Here is a 19,421-nt window from a genome sequence, read left to right as displayed (position 1 = left end):
TCGGGTCCGGGTCCGCGAGGCAGGCCGGCCGTCGCTCGTGTCCGCCGCTCGTGTCCGTCGCTCGTGTCCTGCCGTCAGAACACGGCCGTATCAGGACAGGTAGGCGTTACGCGTGTAACTCAGGCTGAACGTACCGGTGTTCTTGAAGTACTTACTGATCAGATAGGCCGGGTCGCCCGCGATGGAGCCGGGCTGGAGGTCACTGCCGTCGTTCGAGTCGTCCCAGGCCCAGGGCGTGTGCGCGGCGTTGTCCGTGCCGTTGTCACCGGCGAAGGTGCCCCAGGCGGCGTACGGAGGATTGGAGTTGCGGCGCTCCCACAGACCGCCGGAGGAGAAGATGTCCACCAACGCGTAGGACGCGGCACGGTCGTTGCCGCCTGTGGGCACCGTACCGGCGGTGCGGCTGGGACGGTAGACGATGCCGTCGCCGCCCGGGAAGCTGCCTCCGCTCCAGTTGTACATCCCGTGGCCCTTGGCTTCCTGGAAGACGGTCGGGTGCTGGGCACCGTCGTGGGTCTCCATGAGCAGGGTGCCGTCGATGTTCTCGCGGCTGCCCTGGAACGGGCTGCCCGCCGGGATGTACGAGTAGTAGTTGTTGTGCGCCTGGGTGACGGCCGCCTGAAGAGTGCCGTAGGTGCTGCCGTCCTTGAGGACGACCTCGACGACGCCTTCCATGTCGTTCTCGTGCGAGGACAGCTTCCAGTCGCGCGGGTGGTAGAAGGCGTAGGTGATGTACCAGTGGGTCGAGGTCTCGACCACGGAGTAGTACGCCGTGCCGGTCAGCCGGCGCGGATCGACGTCGAGGTTCTCCCAGTTGTTGAGGGTGTTCCAGTCGCCGTCGTAGTCCACGCGCGAGAGATAGTCGGCGGTGTAGTGGCCCGACGCGCTGTCCTGGTAGTGGACCGGGGCCCAGCGGTAGGCGAGGTCTGCGTCGCTGGGCCCGGCCGCTTGCGCCTGGACGGGCGCGGCGAGGAGTCCCGCGGAGAGGAGGAGGGTGACAAAGGCGGCACGGGCGGATCGCCGGAGCTTCACGGATTCTCCAGAGGTCGGGACCCGGTCGTCGAACGACCGAGGACAGTCCGGTGTGCGAACGGTCGTTACTTTCCGGCCGCCCGATGACGCACACCCCGCCGCCGTCATGACGTGGACATGAAGATTATGGGACCGCTGAGCACATCTCGGTAGCACCAGGGAGCCCGGGGGCGAAGACCGGGACTCACCACCTCCGGAGTGACGCATGTGCCGTTTTGTGATGGCGAAGTCCGCACAGAGGCGGTACACGGACGGAAATGTCGCCTAATGTGACCCCAACCGGTCTGCACCCATGCCTCAGCGCACCCTTTGTCCCCACCGCGAGGCCCGGCCCGGCAGCGAAGCGCCCTCGATGACGGACCCATATACCTCTATGCGGAATTCTCGCACTACCTATTCCGTATAGGGCGCAGCGTCCTTATGGTTCAGGACACCCGGACAGGAGCCTCGGCGGCTCCACCGGCCACGGCGGGCATCGCCCGTTCCGGCCACAAGGAGGGCAGCGCCATCTATATCGACGTCCACGGGCATGTCACGGCCCCTGACAAGCTCTACGCGTACAAAGCCGGACTCCTCTCCCATCGCGGCGCTCACGGGCGCGGGCATGCGGGAGTGACCGAGCAGCATGTCGTGGAGGCGCTCAACGCGCCGCATCCGAGTTTCGGCAAGATCTCGCATCTGCAGCATCTCGACGAGGCCGGGGTGGACATCCAGTTCATCTCGCCGCGGCCGTTCCAGATGATGCACAGCGAGAGCCCGGCCAAGCTGGTCGAGTGGTTCACCGCGGAGACCAACGACGTCATCGCGATGTGCTGCGCGGCCGACAGCCGCTTCCGCGGTGTCGCGGGGATGCCGCAGTCGATGGAGCTCGATCCGGCCGCGTGGACCCGGGAGCTGCGCCGCTGCGTCAATGACCTGGGCTTTGTCGGCGCGACGCTGAACACCGACCCGTACGAGGGACTGCGGCAGCCGCCGGCCATCGGCGACCGTTTCTGGTACCCGGTGTGGGAGGCGCTCTGCGAACTCGACGTCCCGGCCATCATCCACTCGGCGGCCTGCCGGCCTCCGGCCCGGGAGAGCTACTCGCTCCACTTCGTCCAGGAGGAGACGCTGGCGGTGGCCGGACTGCTCCAGTCCACCGTCCTGGACGACTTCCCCGAGCTCAAGATCGTCGTGTCGCACGGCGGCGGGGCCGTCCCGTATCAGAAGGGCCGCTTCTATCCCGCGGCCCTGCGTGCGGGCACCACCTTCGGGGAGCGCCTGCGCCGCCTCCACTACGACACCTGCCTCTACACACGCGACTCGATCGAGTTCCTTCTGCGCACCGTCGGTGTCGACCGCTGTCTGTTCGGCACGGAGAAGCCGGGCACCGGCTCGGTGAAGGACCCGGAGACCGGCCGCTGGATCGATGACATCCATCTGCTCATCGAGGACATCGACTGGCTGACCGACGACGACAGGACAGCGCTGTTCGAGACGAACGCGGTCGAACTGTTCCGTCTGGAGGTGTGAGGAAGCGTGAGCGACCTCGTACTGGGCGTGGGCACCTCCCACGGCCCTCTGCTGAACACACCGCCGGAGGACTGGGGCCTGCGGGCCGCGGCCGACCGGGCCAACAGGGCGCTGGTCTACCGCGGTGCGGAATATCCGTACGACGACCTGCTGGCGCTGCGCGCACCGGGCTTCGCGGCCGAATGCGAGCTGGGGGTACGCCGCCGGCGCCACAGCGCGTGCCGTGAGGACATCGAGGAGCTGGGCCGGCGGATCAAGGCCGCCGCACTCGATGTCCTGGTGGTCGTGAGCAGCGACCACAAGGAGGTGTTCGGCGATGAGCTGCTGCCCCAGTTCGCCTTCTACTGGGGCGACACCATGCGGCACGAGCCGTTCACCCAGGAGCAGCTCCACGGTATGAAGCCCGGGCTGGCCATCGCCGAGGTCGCCAATGTGCCCGCCAGGAGCACCGTCCGTCCCGGGCACTCCGCGCTGGCCCGGCATCTGATCGAGCGGACCTCGGCGGCGGGCTTCGACCCGGCCGCGTCCCGGGCGCTACCACCCGGCGAATGGGGCAATTCAGGCATCCCGCACGGTTGGGGCTTCATCTTCGAGCAGGTGCTCGGCGGTGCTGAGACACCGCCGACCGTGCCGGTCTTCGTGAACACCTTCTGGGAGCCGAACCCGCCGTCCGCCGCCCGCTGTTTCGACTTCGGCGTCGCCCTGGGCGAGGCGATCCGGACTTTCCCCGCTCCGCTGCGGGTGGGGATCGTCGCCTCCGGCGGGCTGAGCCACTTCGTCATCGACGAGGAGCTCGACCGCGCCTTCATCACCGCGCTGACCGGCCGGGACAGCGACTATCTGCGCTCACTGCCCGACGCGGTACTGCGGTCGGGAACCTCGGAGATGCGCAACTGGATCGTGGTGGCGGGAGCGCTGCACTCCTCCTCGCTCACCGCCGAACTGGTGGGCTACGAGCCGTGCTACCGCGCCGAGGCGGGCACCGGCTGCGCGATGGCGTTCATGAGCTGGCAGGACGAGACCACCGCTTCGGCGGGCGCTCGTAAGGACGGATCATGACGGCGCCGGACGGGACCGCCCTGGTGAAGCGGCTGCGGGCGCTGGACTCCTGTGCCGTGTCGGACGCGCTCGACGCGTACGGCCTGTCCATGGTGGTACTCGGGCCCGTGCCGGTCTGGCCGGTGCCGTATGCCGTCGCCGGGCTGGTCCGTACGGTCACCGTCGGCCCACGCCGGTCCGACCGGCCCGCCGGCCATGTCGCCGCCGCTGCCGTGGACATCTCAGGACCGGACGATGTGCTGGTCATCGCCAACGGCGGACGTCCGGACGTGTCCTGCTGGGGCGGGATACTCAGCCGGGCCGCGCTCGCCCGGGGCATCGCGGGCGTGGTGGTCGACGGCGCCTGCCGGGACGCGAGCGAGAGCGCCGAGCTCGGACTGCCGGTCTTCGCACGGGCCGTGGTGCCCGTCAGCGCGCGCGGACGTGTCGTCCAGTACGCGATGGACGAGCCGGTCGGGTTCGGCGACATCACCGTGAGCCCCGGCGACTATGTCGTCGCCGACGGCCATGGTGTCGCCTTCATACCCGGCGCCGATGCCGGGCGCGTGATCGCCTTCGCCGAGCGCATCGTCGCCCGCGAGGCTGCCATGGCCGAGGCGGTCGCCCAAGGACGGCCGGTCGCCGAGGTCATGCACGACAGTCAGTTCCCGAAGACCGAGGAGTCCGGCGCGTGACCGACGAAACCGCCGCCCGTGAGCCGGCCTCGGCCGACGGCACGGCGCATCCCTTGTACGGCTACTCGACCGCCACGGTCGCCGACGCGCTCGACCGCGTCGGCAGGGACGGCTGTCTGCTCGGCATCGGCCCGCTGTTCGACGGCGCGCGGATCTTCGGGCGCGCCTACACCGTCTCGTACACCACGGCCGGGCACCCGGCCGGCACGGTGGGCGACTACCTGGACGACATGCGGCCCGGCGATGTGGCGGTGCTCGACAACGGCGGCCGTACCGACTGCACGGTGTGGGGCGACATCCTCACCGCGATGGCGGACGACCGCGGTATCGCGGGCACGGTGATCGACGGAGTCTGCCGCGATGTGCGGCGGGCGCTCGATGTGGGCTATCCGCTCTTCACCCGCGGCCGTTACATGCGCACCGGCAAGGACCGGGTCGAGGTCCGTGACGTCCAGTGCCCGGTGAGCGTCGGCGGTGTCCGGATCGCGGCCCGTCAGCTCGTCATCGCCGACGCCGACGGCGCGGTCACCGTACCGCCCGATGTCGAGGACGACGTGGCGGAGATCTGCCACACCATCCATGAACGCGAGTCGCGCATCGTCGACGACGTACTCGCGGGCCGTTCCCTGGCCGAGGCGCGGGCCGCCCACGGCTATCACCTGCTGCAGAGGAACCAGGCATGACGACCGCCCCGACCGATCCCACGGACACCGCCGTCTTCCTGCGGCTGGGGACCGCGACGCTGTACGAGGCGTCGAAGCTGGACTGCTTCCTTCCGCCGCGTATCCGGCCGGTCTGGCCGGGCGCCGCCGTGGTCGGCCGGGCGCTGCCGGTGACCACCGCGCCGGCCGACAATCTGCCGCTGCACATCGCGCTCGAACACGCCTCGCCGGGCGATGTGCTGGTGGTCGACGGACAGCGGGAGGAGTGCGGTTACTGGGGCGAGGTGCTCACGGCGGCGGCACAGGCGCGCGGCGTGGTGGGACTGGTGATCGACGGCGGTGTGCGGGATGTGGACCAACTGCGTGAGCGTGGTTTTCCGGTCTTCAGCTCCTCGATCGCGGTGCGTACGACGGTCAAGAACGACACAGGCACAGTCGGCGATCCCATCGCCCTGGGCACCGCCGCCGTCAGCCGCGGAGATCTCGTCGTGGCCGACACCGACGGCGTTGTGGTGATTCCACGGGCGTCGGTCGCGTCGGTGCTGGAACGCGGCAGGGCGCGCGAGGCCGCCGAGGCGGGCTATCTGAGCAGGATCGCCCAGGGCGAACTCACCCTGGACATCTACGGTTTCCGACCGGCCGGCACGGACTGAGCCGCCATGAACGATCTGGATCCACTCGCCGGCCGGCACCTGCTGGTCGAGCAGGTTCGTCTGGAGGCCGCAGGCGTCGTCTCGCTGACACTGGTCGATCCGGACGGCGCCGAACTGCCGCCGTGGGCACCGGGCGCGCATATCGATCTGTTCCTGCCCAGCGGCACGGTCCGTCAGTACTCGCTGTGCGGTCCGCCGGACGATCGCCGCTCGTACACCGTCGCGGTGCTGCGTGAGGAACACGGCCGTGGCGGATCGGCGGAGGTGCATGACACCGCGCTGGTCGGCCGGTTGCTGCAAGTCCGTGGACCACGCAACCACTTCGCCCTCGTCGGCGCACCGCACTATCTTTTCCTCGCCGGCGGTATCGGTGTCACACCGATCCTGGCGATGGTCCGTCAGGCCGCCGCGGACGGCGCCTCATGGGAGCTGTACTACGGCGGACGTTCGCGCGACGGCATGGCGTTCACCGGGACGCTGTCGACCGTCGACGCCGGTCGCGTCCATATCGTGCCGCAGGACGAACAGGGCATGCTGCCGGTCGCCGCGCTCGTCGGTGCCGCGCCTCCTGGCACCGCGGTCTACTGCTGCGGCCCGGAGGGCATGGTCCAGGCGGTCACCGAGGCCTGTGCGCGGGCCAGGCCCGTCACGCTGCATGTCGAACGCTTCGGCGCGCCGCCGGGCGGCGGGTCGGCGGAGGCACGGAGTCCGTCGCCCGGCGCGGGCCACTTCACCGTGGAGCTGCGGCGCAGCGGACTGACCTTGGACGTCCCGCCGGAGCGCACACTGCTCGACGTGGTCCGCGAGGCCGCTCCCGATGTGGCGTTCTCCTGCGAGGAGGGCTACTGCGGCTCGTGCGAGACGAAGGTGCTCGCCGGTGTGCCCGAGCACCACGACACCGTGCTCTCGGACGAGGAACGGGAACGCGGCGACACCATGATGATCTGCGTCGGGCGGTCGGCCTCGGAGCTGCTCACACTGGACCTCTGACGGCCCCTATTCCATATCAAAGAACTTAGAGAACAAGTATTTCTCTATGAGGTATTCCTGGTTAAGGTCGCGTGAACCAGGACTGATCCGAGGAGTGCAGGATGTCGATGAGGGCGACCACACCGGACCGCCTCAAGGGCCGGATCACAGGCCCGGTGGACCAGGCTTCCGGTGAGCCCGCCGTACAGCTCCGGCTGTCCGGTGTGACCAGGAAGTTCAACGACGTCGTCGCTGTCGACCAGATCGACCTCGACGTCAAGCGCGGCGAGATATTCGCCCTCCTCGGCCCGAGCGGCTGCGGAAAGAGCACCTCGCTGCGGATGATCGCGGGCCTGGAGAAGATCGACCAGGGCTCGATCTCGATGCGTGACAGATCACTCGCCGATGCCGGCCGTGGCACCTTCCTGCCGTCGGAGAAGCGCAATATCGCGATGGTCTTCCAGTCCTACGCCATCTGGCCCCATATGACGGTCGCGCAGAACGTCGCCTTTCCGCTGCGTATGCGCCGGGTGAAGCGTGCCGAACGGCGCCGCAGGGTCGAGGAGATCCTCACGGTCACCGGTCTGGAGGCGCTGGCGGACCGGCCGGCCACTCTTCTGTCGGGCGGTCAGCAGCAGCGGGTCGCGCTCGCACGGGCCCTTGTCTACACGCCTGACCTGCTGCTGCTGGACGAGCCGCTGTCGAACCTGGACGCGAAGCTGCGTATCCAGATGCGCCGCGAGATCCGCAGACTGAACCGTGAACTCGGCATCACGATGCTCTTCGTCACCCACGACCAGGACGAGGCACTGTCCCTGGCCGACCGTCTCGCGGTGATGAACAAGGGCAAGGTCGAGCAGGTCGGCCGGCCCATGGATCTCTACGAGCGCCCGAGGACGGCGTTCGTACGTGACTTCCTCGGCCGGCTGATCGTCGTCGAGGGCGTGCTCACGGGAGACGCGTCGCGCCGCCGGGTCCTGCTCGGCACCGGCGGCGAACCGGCCGGTGAGATCCACGGCCCCGATGTACCGGCGGAACTGGCCGACGGCGACCGGGTGGGCGTGTATCTCAGGCCCGAGGACGTCGACATCAAGCCTGCCGCTCTCGACGGCCCCGCGCCCAACCAGGTGGCCGCCCGGGTGCTGTCCTCCGTCTACCTCGGTGACAGCTTCGAGTACGTACTCGACATCGCCGGATCCAATGTGCTGCTCAGCGCGCCGCGCCGGGTGGTGCACCAGCCCGGTGACCTGGTCGTCGTCGAGGTCGATCCGCAGCGCGCGATGGTGTGGCCGCTGTGACCGGCCTCCTGCCGCCGGTCGCCCCGGACGCCGTCGAGCCGCTGCCCGGTCCGGTGAAAAGGCTGATCAGCGCGCGCCGTTCGAGCGGCTCCCGGCTGACCGGCACCGTCGTACTGCTGCTGGTGGCCGCCGTCACCGTCGTCCCCATCACACTGCTGCTGCTGAACAGCCTCAATGTCGCCGATCCCGGTGATCCGGCCACCTACGGCCTGGACAACTGGCGGCAGGCCTTCGCCAACGGCGCGATGTGGGAATCCGCCTGGAACACACTGCGGCTGGGCGTACCGAGAGTGCTGCTCGGCATGGTGATCGCCACGGTCGTCTCCTGGCTGATCGCGCGCACCGACATGCCCGGCGGCAAGATCATCGAGGTGTTCCTGTGGTTCTCGTTCTTCATCCCTTCACTCTCGATGACCCTGGGCTGGATCCTGCTGCTCGATCCGGCCAACGGCGTGGTCAACCAGGTGATCAGGATGGTTCCCGGGCTGGGTGATCTCACCCAGGGCCCGCTGAACATCTACAGCTACTGGGGCATCATCTGGACGCATCTGACCGCCACCACCGTACCCATCATGGTGATCCTGCTGGTGCCGGCGTTCCGCAGGATGAGCCGCTCCATGGAGGAGGCCGCGCAGACCTGCGGCGCCAGCCGGCTGCGCACCCTGGTGAGTGTCACCGTGCCGATGATGCGTCCGGCCATCATCGCCGCCACGCTGCTCAGCTTCGTCTACTCGCTGAAGACCTTCGAGATCGAACTGCTGCTCGGCACACCGATCGGGCTGAACGTCTACTCCACCCAGATCTACAACTGGCTCCAGTCGTCGCCTCCGCAGTTCGGCACCGCGACCGCGCTGGGCTCGGTGTTCATCCCGATCCTCATCATGCTGGCGATCATGCAGCGGTTCGCCGTACGGAGCCGCAGTTACGTCACCATCGGCGCGCACACGTACAACGACGAGCCGATCCGGCTGGGCCGCGTACGCCGCTGGGTGGTCGCCGGAGTGCTCTCGCTCTACGCGATCGTCACCGTGGTGCTTCCCATGGGCGCGATCGTACTGGGCTCGTTCATGCGGCGGTTCGGATTCTTCCAGCTGACCAATCCCTTCACCACGGAGCACTGGTCGGCGCTCTTCAACGACAACCTGTTCGCCTCCTCGGTGCGCAACACACTGATCATCGGTCTGATCGCCACCCTGGTCGGTGTGCTCGTCTACTTCGCCATCGCTTTCGTCATCGTCCGCAGCGAACTGCCCACCCGGGGCGGTGTCGATGTGATGGCCTGGCTGCCGGCCGCCGTACCGGGCATGCTGCTGGGCCTCGGACTGCTCTGGGTCTATCTCGGCACTCCGCTGCGCACCGTGCTGTACGGCAATCTCTTCGGTCTGATCATCGCGCTGGTGATCAGCCATATGGCCACCGGTACGCAGCAGTTGAAGGCCGCCATCCTCCAGGTGAGCCCCGATCTGGACCGGGCCGCGCGGATCTGCGGCGCCACTCCGGTGCGCGCGTACACCTATATCCTCTTCCCTCTCCTCGGCCCGTCCGTGGCCGCGGCCGGAGTGCTCACCTTCCACTCCGCCGTGAGTGACGTCAGCACCGTCGTCCTGCTCAGCAGCAACGACTCCCGGCCACTGTCGATCCTCCTCCTCGAATACAGCACCAGCGGCGTACTCGAACAGGCCTCCGTGCTGGGCGTCCTCATCAGCGCGCTCACCGTCGGTGTGGCGCTGCTGTCGCGGGTGCTCAGCGGTGGCCGGCTGCGCAAGACACGGCCGGGACGCCGTCTCCGGGTGACCGGCGGTACCCCGCCGTCATCCCTCTCCGCAACGAAAGCAGGTGCGTCATCAAAAGATTCATCGCTCACCACAACTGGAAGCTGATATGCGCCGGCGCCGCGGTGGCCCTCGTCGCGACGGCGTGCGGCGACGGCTCGACCAGCACGACGGCGGGCAGCGCTCCCGCTGATGTCAGCAGCTCCTGCCCGGATCCCTCGGGCGCGCTCGTCACCAAGGCGAAGAAGGAGGGCACGGTCGTGATGTCGGGCCCGCCCACCGACACCGTACGGCAGCAGCTGCCCAAGGCGTTCGAGCAGACCTACGGCATCAGCCTCGACTACATCGGCACCAGCGGCAAGGACAACGCGGCCCGGCTCCAGTCCGAGCGGCAGGCCGGGATCTACTCCCAGGACGTGTTCCTCGGCGGCGCCGACACCATGGCCAACACGTACCACGCGCAGAACTGGATCGCTCCGCTGACCGGTGTACTGCCCGCGTCGGAGCTGGACCCGAAGGGATGGCGTGGCGGGACCGTCCCGTTCGTGGACGCGGACAAGAAGATCCTCAGCATCAGCAAGTACGTCAGTGTGCCCATCGTCATCAACACCGACCAGGTGAAGGCGGACGAGATCACCTCCTGGAAGGATCTGCTCGACCCGAAGTGGAAGGGCAAGATCGCCACCATCGACCCGCGGAGCCCGGGCGGCGCGATCTACAACGTGGGTATGTTCCAGGCGGCCGACGGCTACGGCGACGCGTTCGTCAAGCAGCTGTACAAGGACCAGAAGCCGATCCTCATCACCGACTCCCGGCAGGGCACCGACGATCTGGCCAAGGGCAAGTACCCGATCGCCCTGGGACTGGGCCAGCTCGACGTCGACACGGCGGCGGACGACGGACTGCCGGTCAAGGTCGTCATGCCGGACCTGCTCCAGACCACCAGCGGTTTCGGCTTCCTGGCCGTCTCCGACAAGCCGCCGCACCCCGAGGCCGCCAAGGTGCTGGCCCAGTGGCTGGCCTGCCCGGACGGCAACAAGGCGTGGAACAACGCGTACGGAAGCATCAGCGCCCGCTCCGACGTCAAGCCGCCGGCCGATCTGCCCGCCTGGCAGGTACCGCAGGACGGTGTGGACTACTTCAACACCAACTCCTGGGAGTTCCTCACCAAGGGCGTCAAGGACGCGACGGAACTGATCAAAAGCCTCATCGGTTCGAACTAGCGCACAAGGAGACATCAGATGAGCGTGGCCGAAACCGAGTTGCCCACGATCAAGCGCCCGACGGCCTACGAGCAGTGGCTGACCGATGAGGGACTCACGGTCGTGGAAGGGCTGTTCATCGAGGACCTCCGCACCGTCGAGCTGGGCACCTGGGAGCGGCGTGGCTGCCGGGCGGCGGTCGCCAGGCTGGAGGGCACCGAGGACGTCAACGACGCCCACATCATCGAGATCGCCCCGAGCGGTGAGATGGCGCCCGAGCGTCATCTCTACGAGGAGATCACCTATGTCGTCTCCGGCCGGGGTTCGACCACGGTGTGGAACTCCGCCGGGACGCGGACGACATTCGAGTGGAACGCGGGCAGTGTGTTCTCCGTACCGCTCAACGCCTACGCGCAGCACTTCAACGGCAGTGGGTCGCAGCCGGCCCGCTTCTACACCGTGACCAGCGCGCCGCTGGTGATGCGGATGTTCCACAACCGCTCGTTCATCTATGACTGCGACTTCGACTTCACCGACAGATTCGGGTCGGACAAGGACGACTTCAGCGGCGCGGGCACGGCCTATCAGTCCCGGGTGTGGGAGTCCAGATTCATCCCCGACGCGGCCGGTATCGAGCTGAAGTCCTGGGCCGCCCGCGGCGCGGGCGGCAGCAACGTCATGCTGGAGATCGCCGACAACAGCCTGTGCGGCCATGTCTCGGAGTTCCCGGTGGGTACGTACAAGAAGGCCCACCGGCACAACGCCGGCGCCCATGTGATCATCCTTGGCGGTACGGGCTTCTCGCTGCTGTGGCGTGAGGGCGAACCGGTACGGAAGGTCGACTGGCGGCAGGGCTCGATCGTGGTGCCGCCGGAGCGGTGGTTCCACCAGCACTTCAACACCGGTACCACGCCCGCCCGTTATCTCGCACTGCGCTGGGGCAGCAAGAAGTATCCGCTGTTCAAGCAGTTCCTCATCGACCGTCCCACCACCGAGGGCGGCGACCAGATCGAGTACCAGGACGAGGATCCGTCCGTACGCGCGACATTCGAGGCCGAGCTCGCCGAGCACGGTGCGCGGAGCCGTATGGGCGAGGTCTACGAACGGGCCGCGCGGCTCCAGGACCGGGCCGCCGGTCAGAGCGGCTGACGATGATCAGCCTTGAACGGAGTTTCGACGAGGACTTCTCCCCCGCGGCGGACACACCGACACTGTCGGTCGACTTCTGGAGCTATCTCAACGCGCTTCAGGCACGGCTCGGCTGGTCTCCCGCCGAGGACAGGGCCTGGGAGTACCTGGAGGAACTGGAGCGCGACATCGAGCCGCTCATCGAGTCCCTCCCGGATGCGGACGCCACACCGTATCTGCGCCGGCTGGCCGACACCTGGGCGGCGCGGGGCACCGGGGAGCGCGACGACCTCCGGCGGCGCGTCGCCGCCATGCTGCGGCAGGCACTGCGGAACCAAGAGGAGCATGACCATGATCAGTGAAGCCGAGAACGAATTTCTCACGCGCGTCGGTCCGGGTACTCCGGCGGGCGATCTGCTGCGACGGTACTGGCAGCCGGTCGCCGTCACCGCGGATCTTTCACCAGAGAAGCGGACCAAGCGGATCCGGGTGCTGGGCGAGGACCTGGTGCTCTATCTGACCGACGAGAACACCTACGCCCTGGTCGCGGAGGCGTGCGCACACCGTCGGGTGTCCCTCTACTACGGCTTTGTCGAGGGCTGCGAGATCCGCTGCCCATACCACGGCTGGAAGTACGACCGTACCGGCCAGTGCCTTGAGCAGCCTTTCGAGCAGGAGAACCGGCGGGCCCGCGAACGTGCCCGGATCGCCGCCTATCCGGTACAGGCCTACCGCGGCATCGTCTTCGCCTATCTGGGCCCCGGCGAGCCGCCCGTGCTGCCCCGGTGGGATGTGCTCGACCGGCGCGACGGCCACCTCACACTGTTTGTCGAGGAGGACCTCCAGTGCAACTGGCTCCAGCCGATGGAGAACGCCGTCGACACCGTGCACACCTTCTGGCTGCACGGGCACACCATGCGGATGAAGGGCATCGACCGCGGCAGCTACTACTACCGGCCCATCGAGAAGTACTCCTTCGAGCAGTTCGAGTGGGGCATCATCAAGCGCCGTGTCTACCGCGACAACACCGGTGAGCTGGAGGAGGAGACGGGACATCCGCTGGTGTTCCCGAACATCCTGCGGCTGCCCGAGGGCCCGTTGCAGGCGATGCACTGGCGGGTGCCGGTGGACGACGAACACACCATGCTCATCCGGGCCGGTCTGCTGCCGGACAAGCCGGGCGAGGAGCGGGTGCACGACGAGGAGCCTTCCGTCGTGCGCGTCCCGTCGGAGATGACGGCCGACGGCGACCACGCGATGAACACCTTCACCAGCCAGGACCGGATGGCCTGGGAGACACAGGGCGCCGTCTACGACCGCACCAAGGAGATGCTCGGCGCGGAGGACAAGGGCATCGCCATGTACCGCAGGCTGCTGCGGCAGCAGATCGAGCGGGTACAGGCCGGAGAGGACCCGATGGCGCTGATCCGCGATCCCGCCCAGGCCGTGGTCACCTTCGACGTGTCCCGTGGCCAGGCCCGGGTGGCCGTGGCCGAGGGCCGGGTGTGATGACGTCCACGGCCGAGCCCGTGGCGGCGGCCGAGCGCATCGCGGCGGCCTGCCGGGTCCTCGGCCGGCTGGGTCTCACCCGTGAACCGGCCGGTCACATCAGCATGCTGCTCGCCGACGGGACCGTCGCGATCAAGGCCCGCGGGCCCTCGGAGTCCGGTCTTCGGTTCGCCGGCGCGGAGGATGTCGTGGTGGTGGATCCCGACGGGACACCACGCTCGTCCGCGCCGGGTCTTGAGCCGCCTCGGGAACTCGCGATCCATCTCGCGGTGTACCGGGCACGCCCGGATGTCACCAGTGTGGTGCATGTCCATCCGCTGATGCCGGTGCTCTTCGGTATCTGTGATGTGCCGCTGCTGCCGGTGATCGGTGCCTACGACCCGTACGCCCTACGGCTGTTGGACCGAGGCGTGCCCACGTTCGAGCGCAGTGTGCTGGTGACGACTCCGGAGCTCGGGGACGAGATGGCCGCCGTGCTCGGGCCGGGCGCGGTGTGCCTGATGCGCGGGCACGGTGTGACGGCGGTGGGCACGAGTCCGGAGGAGGCGGCGCTGAATGCCATCAAGCTGAGCGAGCTGGCCGAACTCAACTACAGGGCGCGGCTGCTCGGCGAGCCGAGGCCGATCGGGAAGGCCGAGTACGAGGAGATCGTCGGTACGGGCCGGACCCGGCCGGAGCTGATCGACTCGGCGTGGCGCTTCTACCGGCGGCTCGCCGAAGACGGGACCGAGGAGGGATGAGGCCATGCCGAACAGCGCCCTGACCGGGACACACCACCACGGTCGGCACCACCACGGTCACACCGACGCCCATGACGACCATGACCACGACCACGGTGTGACCATCGGGACCGACGATCCGGACCATCCGCTGTGGGAGCGCGATCAGATCGTCCTCACCAGTGTCGGGATCGATATCGGCTCCGCCACCAGCCAGTTGCTCTTCTCCCGGCTGACCCTGCGCCGGCTGGGACGTGAGCTGTCCAGCGCCTTCGCCGTCGTGGACAAGCGGATCGTCCATGAGTCGGCCGTCGCCCTGACGCCCTACGCCGAAGGGCTGCGCATCGACGAGGAGCGCCTGACGGCCCTGGTCGACCAGGCGTTCCAGGACGCCGGCATCCGGGCCGACGAGGTCGACACCGGTGCGGTCATCCTCACGGGCGAGGCCACCCGGCGCAGCAACGCACGCGCCATCGCCGATCTGTTCGCCGCCCGGACCGGGCGTTTCATCTGTGCCACGGCCGGTCATGACATGGAGGCCACGCTCGCCGCCCATGGCTCGGGCGCGGTGGCCAGGAGCGAGCGCGACGGCGCGCGGGTGCTCAACATCGACATCGGCGGTGGCACCACCAAGCTGTCGGTGGCCGAGGCGGGCACCGTCCGGTCGACCGGCGCGCTGCATCTCGGCGCACGGCTGATCGTGGTCGATGCGTCCGGACGGATCGTCCGGCTGGAGCCCGCGGGCCGGCGGCTGGCCCTGTCGCTGGGCCTGGACTGGTCGTCGGGCGATCAGGTCCACGCGGCCGAACTGGCCGAACTGGCGGCGCTGATGGCCGACACCGTCGTCGCCACGGTCAATGGAACTCCCGCTCCGCTCGACGGTCTCGACTGGCTCCGGCTCACCGAACCGCTGACCGAGCACGGTCCCTACGATGCCGTCGTGTTCTCCGGCGGAGTCGCCGAGTACGTCTACGGCCGCGAGTCCCGGGAGTTCGGCGATCTGGGGCCGCTGTTCGGCCGCGCGCTGGCCGAGAGGTCGGGCAGGCTGCCGGGGCCGGTGGAAGACGGTGGCGGGACGATCAGGGCGACGGTGCTCGGGGCGTCCCAGTACACCGTGCGGGTGAGCGGGAACACCATCCACATCAGCGATCCGGACCTGCTTCCGCTGCACAATCTGCGGGTGGTCCGGCCCGAGGTGGAGCTGCCCGAGACGGTCGATCCCTCCTCGGTCGCGGAAGCGATCGGAACACATCTCGCGCGTCTCGATGCCGATCCGGCCGACGCGCTGGTCCTGGGATTCCGGTGGAGCGGACTGCCGAGCTTTCCGCGCCTGGACGCTTTTGTCGAGGGCATCCGGCGCGGTCTGAGCGCGCGGATCGCGGCGGGCGGGCCGCTGTGTCTGCTCTTCGAGGGCGATATCGCCAGAACGGTCGGAGGCATTCTGCTCGACCAGGGCCTCACGGTGCCGGTGATCTCCGTCGACGGCATCACGGTCGGCGAGTTCGACTTCGTGGACATCGGCGCGGTGCTGCCCAAGTCCGGGACCGTACCGGTCTCGCTCAAGTCGATGGTGTTCTCGCTGTGAACGGCGGGCCGGCGTGGGCCAGACCGCCGCCGTGGCACCGGACGTCCGGCGCGGAGCCGGAAGCCCGGCTCAGACCGTCTCGTTGAGCGCGTCATGCACCGAGAGCTGAGCCTCGACCAGCATCGGCGCGAGCTGCCGGGCCTGGTCGACGGTCTCCAGCCGGGAGTGCGGCACTGCCACGGCGATCGCCGCGAGCGGATAGCCGATGAGATCGTAGATCGCCATTCCCACGGCGCTGATGCTGCTCTCGCCCTCTCCGAAGTTCACCGCGTAACCGAGGTCACGGATCCCGTCGAGTTCGGTCTCCAACTGGCTCCATGTCCCTATGGAGTTGGGCGTACGGGTGTCCAACTGACGGGTGGGATAGCGCCGGCCCAGGTCGGTGGGAGGCAGTGCCGCCAGGATCGCCTTGCCGCCCGCCGTGCAGTGAGCGGGCAGGACGATGCCGGTACGGGTGGCGACACGCACCGATCGCGAGCCTTCCACACAGTCGATGAACCGTACGGAATCGCCTTCCAGCAACAGCAGACTGGCCGTCTCCTGAGTGTCCTCACTCAGCTTTTCGAGTACGGGCCGGGCCGCGTGCCGGATATCGACCCGGCCGATGGCGGAAAGCCCGATTTCGAGCAGGGCGCGGCCGGGACGGTAGACGCCGTTCGGCTTGTCCTGGGTCACGAAGCCCTGCCGGCGCAGTGCGGTCAGCAGCCGGTGTGCGGTGGAACGGGCGACGCCCAAGTCGTCGGCGGCCTCCGCGACACGCAGCGCGCGGCGCTCGCTGATGAGATGCAGCAACTGGAGGGCGTTGTCGACCGATGAGAGGCCGGACTGTGTGGAGTACGGGACGGCGTGGTGGGGTTCTTCGTGGACTGAGTTCTTCATATCGGAATAGTAGCGTCAACTCTTTCGACGCACGGAATAATCACTAAGGTTTGGGCTATGACATTCGTGTCGAATCATCGTGGGCTGCCTGTGCTCATCCTCGGCGGCGGCCCCGTCGGCGTCACCGCGGCCTGGGCTCTCGCCCGGGCCGGCGTACGGGTCCATCTCATCGAGCGGGAGCCGGAGCCGCGCACGGACTGGCGTGCGTCGACGTTTCATCCGCCGACTCTCGAACTGCTCGACGAACTCGGCGTCGCGGCACAGATGCACACCGAGGGGCTCGCGGTGCCGCGCTACCAGTACCGCGACCGGCGCGCGGGGCTGGTGGCCGAGTTCGACTTCACACTGCTGAAGGAGGAGACGAAGTATCCGCACCGGCTCCAGCTCAATCAGCAGCATCTGGTCCGGATGCTGGTGGAGCGGCTCGCGGACGAGCCGAACGCCACTCTGCACTACGGCATCGAGGCCACGGCGATCCGGACCGGCGATGACGGTGTGGTCGTGGAAGGGCGGGGACCGTCGGGTGAGACGAGTCTGCGCGGCTGCTTCCTGGTGGCCGCCGACGGTGCGAGCAGCACGGCCCGAGGGCTGCTCGGTGTGGAGTTCAAGGGCTTCACCTATCCCGAGCGATTCCTGATCGCCAGCACCTCGGCCGACTTCCGCGCGCTCATACCCGACATCGCCGATGTCAACTATGTCGCCGACCCGGACGAATGGCTCTTCCTGCTGCGCACACCGGAGTCATGGCGCGCGGTGTATCCCGTGCCACCCGGCCAGACGTACGAGAGCGCCACCGATCCGGCGGAGATGCAGAGCCGCCTCCAAGGCATCGCGGCCCTTCCGGGCGGCTACGAGATCGGCGACCGGCAGATCTACCACGTCCATCAGCGGGTGGCGGACTCGTTCCTGTCCGGGCCGTGCGCGCTGATCGGCGATGCCGCGCACATCAACAGCCCGCTCGGCGGTGTGGGCCTCAACAGCGGTATCCACGACGCCGTCGACCTCGCCCGCCGGCTCGCCCGTATCGTCCTCGACGGTGCGGACGAGGACGCCGAACTGGCAGCCTTCGCCGAGGTGCGCCGCCGGGTCGCCGTCGAGTACGTACAGGCCGACACCAAGCGCAACACCGAGCGGATCAGCGAGCGCGACGAGGCCAAGCGGCAGGCCAACCACCAGGAGCTGCGCGCCGTCGCGGCCGACCCCGAGCGGGCACGGGCCTGGTGCCGACGCGCCTCCCTGCTGGAATCGGTGGCCCGCTTCGGCATCGGCCTGCCACCAGAGGATGTCCGCCGCCGGATGGACGCGGCGGCCCACTCCACTCCATGAAGGAACTGCCGCCGTCGGCCCGGCCGGGCCCGGCGCGGCGCAGGTGAAAGAGGACTCATGACACCCGACAACACGCCGCGTGCGCGGACCGATGGCGCGCCGGCCGAGGAAGACGCGCAACTGGCCTCCCTGTACGAGGACCTGGCCGCCGTCGATCTGCATCCGCTGTGGACGATCACCCGTGATCTGCTTCCGCCCACGCCGCGCCCACGCTCCGTCCCCTGGCTGTGGAGTTCGCGCGTGCTGACCGAACTCGCCGAGCGCGCGCTGCGGTTGGTGCCGGTGGAGCGTGGTGGCGAGCGCCGGGTGCTCAGCCTCGGCAATCCGGGCCTGGCCGGGCTGCCCTATGCCGCCGGAACGCTGTGGGGCGCCATTCAGTGCCTCGGCCCCGGCGAGACGGCACCGGCACACCGGCACACGCCGGGCGCCATCCGCTTCATCCTGTCCGGGGACGGTGTCGCGACCACGGTCGACGGCGATGTGTGCGATATGCACGCCGGTGACCTGATTCTCACACCGTCGTGGAACTGGCACGATCACAGCAGTGCGAGCGACGGCCCGATGCTCTGGTTCGACGGGCTCGATCTGCCGATGATCGAGGCGCTCGACGCGGTGTTCTTCGAGCCGTATCCCGAAGTACGGCAGCCGGACACGGACCCGCACAACCGGTCGGAGAGAGAGGCCGGCCCCGGGCCGCGCTTCGTCAGCGGAGCCGTACGCGATGTGCTGACCGCAGAACACTCGCCGCTCCTGGTCTACCGATGGGCGAACACCGACAGGGAACTGTCCCGGCTGGCCGCGGAGAGCGGCGAACCGCTGGTGAGCCTCGAATACGTCAATCCCGAGACCGGTGCCAGTGTGCTGCCGACCATGAGCTGCGGTATGCACCGGCTGATACCCGGCGCGCGGACCCTGCCCGTACGGCGCACCGGCAACGCGGTCTTCGTCGTCCACCGCGGGTCGGGCTCGTCGGTGATCGAAGGGCAGCGCTTCGACTGGTCGACGGGTGACATGTTCGTCGTCCCGTCCTGGGCCGCGGTCGAGCACACCAGTACCGAGGGCGCGGACCTGTTCTCCATCGGTGACAGCCCTGTACTGCGGGCGCTGGGAATCCACCGCGAACTGACTCTCGACGCGCCTCAGCAGGTGACCGGTGTCTTCACTCCGGCGGCGCTCCGGCCGACGAGGCCGGATACGGAGAGGGAGAGGCTGAGCGTATGAGACTCGCGATCTTCGACGACCACCGTCTCGGTGTTGTCGTCGGTGACACCGTGGTGGATGTCACCGACGCACTGCCGTGGCCGCATGAGCCCGATCCACTGCTCGCGGGCTGGTGGCGCGGCCTGTGCCGGGACTTCGCGGTGCTCGCGCCTGCCCTGGAGGGGGCCGCGGCCAACGGCCGGCGCCTGCCGCTGGACTCGGTGCGGCTGGGCGCGCCGGGG

Annotated in this window: 18 protein-coding genes and 1 pseudogene; 17 read left to right on the top strand and 2 right to left on the bottom strand. The window is 68.5% G+C overall.

Features of this window, described 5'->3' with window-relative positions:
• Positions 1–90 precede the first annotated feature (90 nt).
• Positions 91–1,032 carry a hypothetical protein gene (locus GA0115259_RS08880; protein WP_093593392.1) on the bottom strand — a complete coding sequence of 314 codons (942 nt, stop codon included), beginning with the start codon at positions 1,030–1,032 and terminating at the stop codon, positions 91–93.
• 420 nt (positions 1,033–1,452) lie between these two features.
• Here GA0115259_RS08880 and GA0115259_RS08875 point away from each other — a divergent pair, with 420 nt between their 5' ends.
• The 14 genes from GA0115259_RS08875 to GA0115259_RS08815 all read left to right on the top strand — a co-directional run bounded on the left by GA0115259_RS08875 (position 1,453) and on the right by GA0115259_RS08815 (position 15,774).
• Positions 1,453–2,544: an amidohydrolase family protein gene (locus GA0115259_RS08875; protein WP_202449810.1), complete on the top strand. Its 1,092-nt coding sequence runs from the start codon at positions 1,453–1,455 to the stop codon at positions 2,542–2,544.
• Between the two features lie 6 nt (positions 2,545–2,550).
• On the top strand, positions 2,551–3,603 hold the full coding sequence (locus GA0115259_RS08870) for a DODA-type extradiol aromatic ring-opening family dioxygenase (protein WP_093593389.1): 1,053 nt from the start codon (positions 2,551–2,553) through the stop codon (positions 3,601–3,603).
• Complete coding sequence (locus GA0115259_RS08865) at positions 3,600–4,277, top strand: RraA family protein (protein ID WP_093593386.1); 678 nt, start codon at positions 3,600–3,602, stop codon at positions 4,275–4,277. Before GA0115259_RS08870 ends, GA0115259_RS08865 begins: the two co-directional genes overlap by 4 nt.
• Positions 4,274–4,960 (top strand): RraA family protein, encoded by a 687-nt coding sequence (locus GA0115259_RS08860; RefSeq protein ID WP_093593383.1) that lies wholly within the window; start codon positions 4,274–4,276, stop codon positions 4,958–4,960. The genes GA0115259_RS08865 and GA0115259_RS08860 overlap by 4 nt, the downstream gene beginning before the upstream one ends.
• Positions 4,957–5,592 (top strand): 4-carboxy-4-hydroxy-2-oxoadipate aldolase/oxaloacetate decarboxylase, encoded by a 636-nt coding sequence (locus GA0115259_RS08855; RefSeq protein ID WP_093593380.1) that lies wholly within the window; start codon positions 4,957–4,959, stop codon positions 5,590–5,592. Before GA0115259_RS08860 ends, GA0115259_RS08855 begins: the two co-directional genes overlap by 4 nt.
• Positions 5,593–5,598: 6 nt before the next feature.
• On the top strand, positions 5,599–6,582 hold the full coding sequence (locus GA0115259_RS08850) for a PDR/VanB family oxidoreductase (protein ID WP_093593377.1): 984 nt from the start codon (positions 5,599–5,601) through the stop codon (positions 6,580–6,582).
• 101 nt (positions 6,583–6,683) lie between these two features.
• Entirely contained in the window at positions 6,684–7,859 is a 1,176-nt protein-coding gene (locus GA0115259_RS08845; RefSeq protein WP_093593374.1) for an ABC transporter ATP-binding protein, read from the top strand.
• Entirely contained in the window at positions 7,856–9,739 is a 1,884-nt protein-coding gene (locus GA0115259_RS08840) for an ABC transporter permease (protein ID WP_093593371.1), read from the top strand. Before GA0115259_RS08845 ends, GA0115259_RS08840 begins: the two co-directional genes overlap by 4 nt.
• A gap of 17 nt (positions 9,740–9,756) precedes the next feature.
• Positions 9,757–10,854 carry an ABC transporter substrate-binding protein gene (locus tag GA0115259_RS08835; protein WP_093593368.1) on the top strand — a complete coding sequence of 366 codons (1,098 nt, stop codon included), beginning with the start codon at positions 9,757–9,759 and terminating at the stop codon, positions 10,852–10,854.
• An 18-nt stretch (positions 10,855–10,872) separates the two neighbouring features.
• A complete protein-coding gene (locus tag GA0115259_RS08830; RefSeq protein WP_176732483.1) occupies positions 10,873–11,982 on the top strand; it encodes a cupin domain-containing protein in 1,110 nt (369 codons plus the stop codon).
• A gap of 2 nt (positions 11,983–11,984) precedes the next feature.
• The gene (locus GA0115259_RS40115; RefSeq protein ID WP_161230325.1) at positions 11,985–12,323 is read left to right on the top strand and encodes a hypothetical protein; all 339 of its coding nucleotides are present in this window, start codon (positions 11,985–11,987) and stop codon (positions 12,321–12,323) included.
• Positions 12,313–13,470 (top strand): Rieske 2Fe-2S domain-containing protein, encoded by a 1,158-nt coding sequence (locus GA0115259_RS08825; RefSeq protein ID WP_161230324.1) that lies wholly within the window; start codon positions 12,313–12,315, stop codon positions 13,468–13,470. The genes GA0115259_RS40115 and GA0115259_RS08825 overlap by 11 nt, the downstream gene beginning before the upstream one ends.
• On the top strand, positions 13,470–14,210 hold the full coding sequence (locus GA0115259_RS08820) for a class II aldolase/adducin family protein (RefSeq protein WP_093593362.1): 741 nt from the start codon (positions 13,470–13,472) through the stop codon (positions 14,208–14,210). Before GA0115259_RS08825 ends, GA0115259_RS08820 begins: the two co-directional genes overlap by 1 nt.
• 4 nt (positions 14,211–14,214) lie before the next feature.
• Positions 14,215–15,774 (top strand): ethanolamine ammonia-lyase reactivating factor EutA, encoded by a 1,560-nt coding sequence (locus GA0115259_RS08815; RefSeq protein WP_093593359.1) that lies wholly within the window; start codon positions 14,215–14,217, stop codon positions 15,772–15,774.
• A gap of 69 nt (positions 15,775–15,843) precedes the next feature.
• Here the strand turns inward: GA0115259_RS08815 and GA0115259_RS08810 are convergent, their stop codons facing one another.
• Positions 15,844–16,653 carry an IclR family transcriptional regulator gene (locus GA0115259_RS08810; RefSeq protein ID WP_093593356.1) on the bottom strand — a complete coding sequence of 270 codons (810 nt, stop codon included), beginning with the start codon at positions 16,651–16,653 and terminating at the stop codon, positions 15,844–15,846.
• Between the two features lie 57 nt (positions 16,654–16,710).
• On the opposite strand from GA0115259_RS08810, the gene GA0115259_RS08805 reads away from it, so the two are divergent.
• The 3 genes and pseudogenes from GA0115259_RS08805 to GA0115259_RS40110 all read left to right on the top strand — a co-directional run.
• Positions 16,711–17,979: an FAD-dependent oxidoreductase gene (locus GA0115259_RS08805; RefSeq protein ID WP_093593353.1), complete on the top strand. Its 1,269-nt coding sequence runs from the start codon at positions 16,711–16,713 to the stop codon at positions 17,977–17,979.
• 57 nt (positions 17,980–18,036) lie between these two features.
• Positions 18,037–19,200, top strand: coding sequence for a cupin domain-containing protein (locus GA0115259_RS08800; RefSeq protein WP_093593350.1), 1,164 nt, complete (start codon positions 18,037–18,039; stop codon positions 19,198–19,200).
• A pseudogene (locus tag GA0115259_RS40110) lies at positions 19,197–19,421 on the top strand (FAA hydrolase family protein); the annotation flags it as partial. The gene GA0115259_RS08800 and the pseudogene GA0115259_RS40110, both read left to right, overlap by 4 nt.

Origin of the sequence: Streptomyces sp. MnatMP-M17 (genome assembly GCF_900091995.1) — a bacterium.
Taxonomy (GTDB): domain Bacteria; phylum Actinomycetota; class Actinomycetes; order Streptomycetales; family Streptomycetaceae; genus Streptomyces.
This window is presented reverse-complemented; position numbering and strand designations above follow the sequence as displayed.

What these genes read in the sequence shown, in the direction of transcription:
- GA0115259_RS08805 (WP_093593353.1), top strand. Translation starts at nt 16,711, where the DNA reads ATGACATTCGTGTCGAATCATCGTGGGCTGCCTGTGCTCATCCTCGGC.
- GA0115259_RS08850 (WP_093593377.1), top strand. Translation starts at nt 5,599, where the DNA reads ATGAACGATCTGGATCCACTCGCCGGCCGGCACCTGCTGGTCGAGCAG.
- GA0115259_RS08815 (WP_093593359.1), top strand. Translation starts at nt 14,215, where the DNA reads ATGCCGAACAGCGCCCTGACCGGGACACACCACCACGGTCGGCACCAC.
- GA0115259_RS08800 (WP_093593350.1), top strand. Translation starts at nt 18,037, where the DNA reads ATGACACCCGACAACACGCCGCGTGCGCGGACCGATGGCGCGCCGGCC.
- GA0115259_RS08845 (WP_093593374.1), top strand. Translation starts at nt 6,684, where the DNA reads ATGTCGATGAGGGCGACCACACCGGACCGCCTCAAGGGCCGGATCACA.
- GA0115259_RS08865 (WP_093593386.1), top strand. Translation starts at nt 3,600, where the DNA reads ATGACGGCGCCGGACGGGACCGCCCTGGTGAAGCGGCTGCGGGCGCTG.
- GA0115259_RS40115 (WP_161230325.1), top strand. Translation starts at nt 11,985, where the DNA reads ATGATCAGCCTTGAACGGAGTTTCGACGAGGACTTCTCCCCCGCGGCG.
- GA0115259_RS08825 (WP_161230324.1), top strand. Translation starts at nt 12,313, where the DNA reads ATGATCAGTGAAGCCGAGAACGAATTTCTCACGCGCGTCGGTCCGGGT.
- GA0115259_RS08810 (WP_093593356.1), bottom strand. Translation starts at nt 16,653, where the DNA reads ATGAAGAACTCAGTCCACGAAGAACCCCACCACGCCGTCCCGTACTCC.
- GA0115259_RS08830 (WP_176732483.1), top strand. Translation starts at nt 10,873, where the DNA reads ATGAGCGTGGCCGAAACCGAGTTGCCCACGATCAAGCGCCCGACGGCC.
- GA0115259_RS08875 (WP_202449810.1), top strand. Translation starts at nt 1,453, where the DNA reads ATGGTTCAGGACACCCGGACAGGAGCCTCGGCGGCTCCACCGGCCACG.
- GA0115259_RS08820 (WP_093593362.1), top strand. Translation starts at nt 13,470, where the DNA reads ATGACGTCCACGGCCGAGCCCGTGGCGGCGGCCGAGCGCATCGCGGCG.
- GA0115259_RS08855 (WP_093593380.1), top strand. Translation starts at nt 4,957, where the DNA reads ATGACGACCGCCCCGACCGATCCCACGGACACCGCCGTCTTCCTGCGG.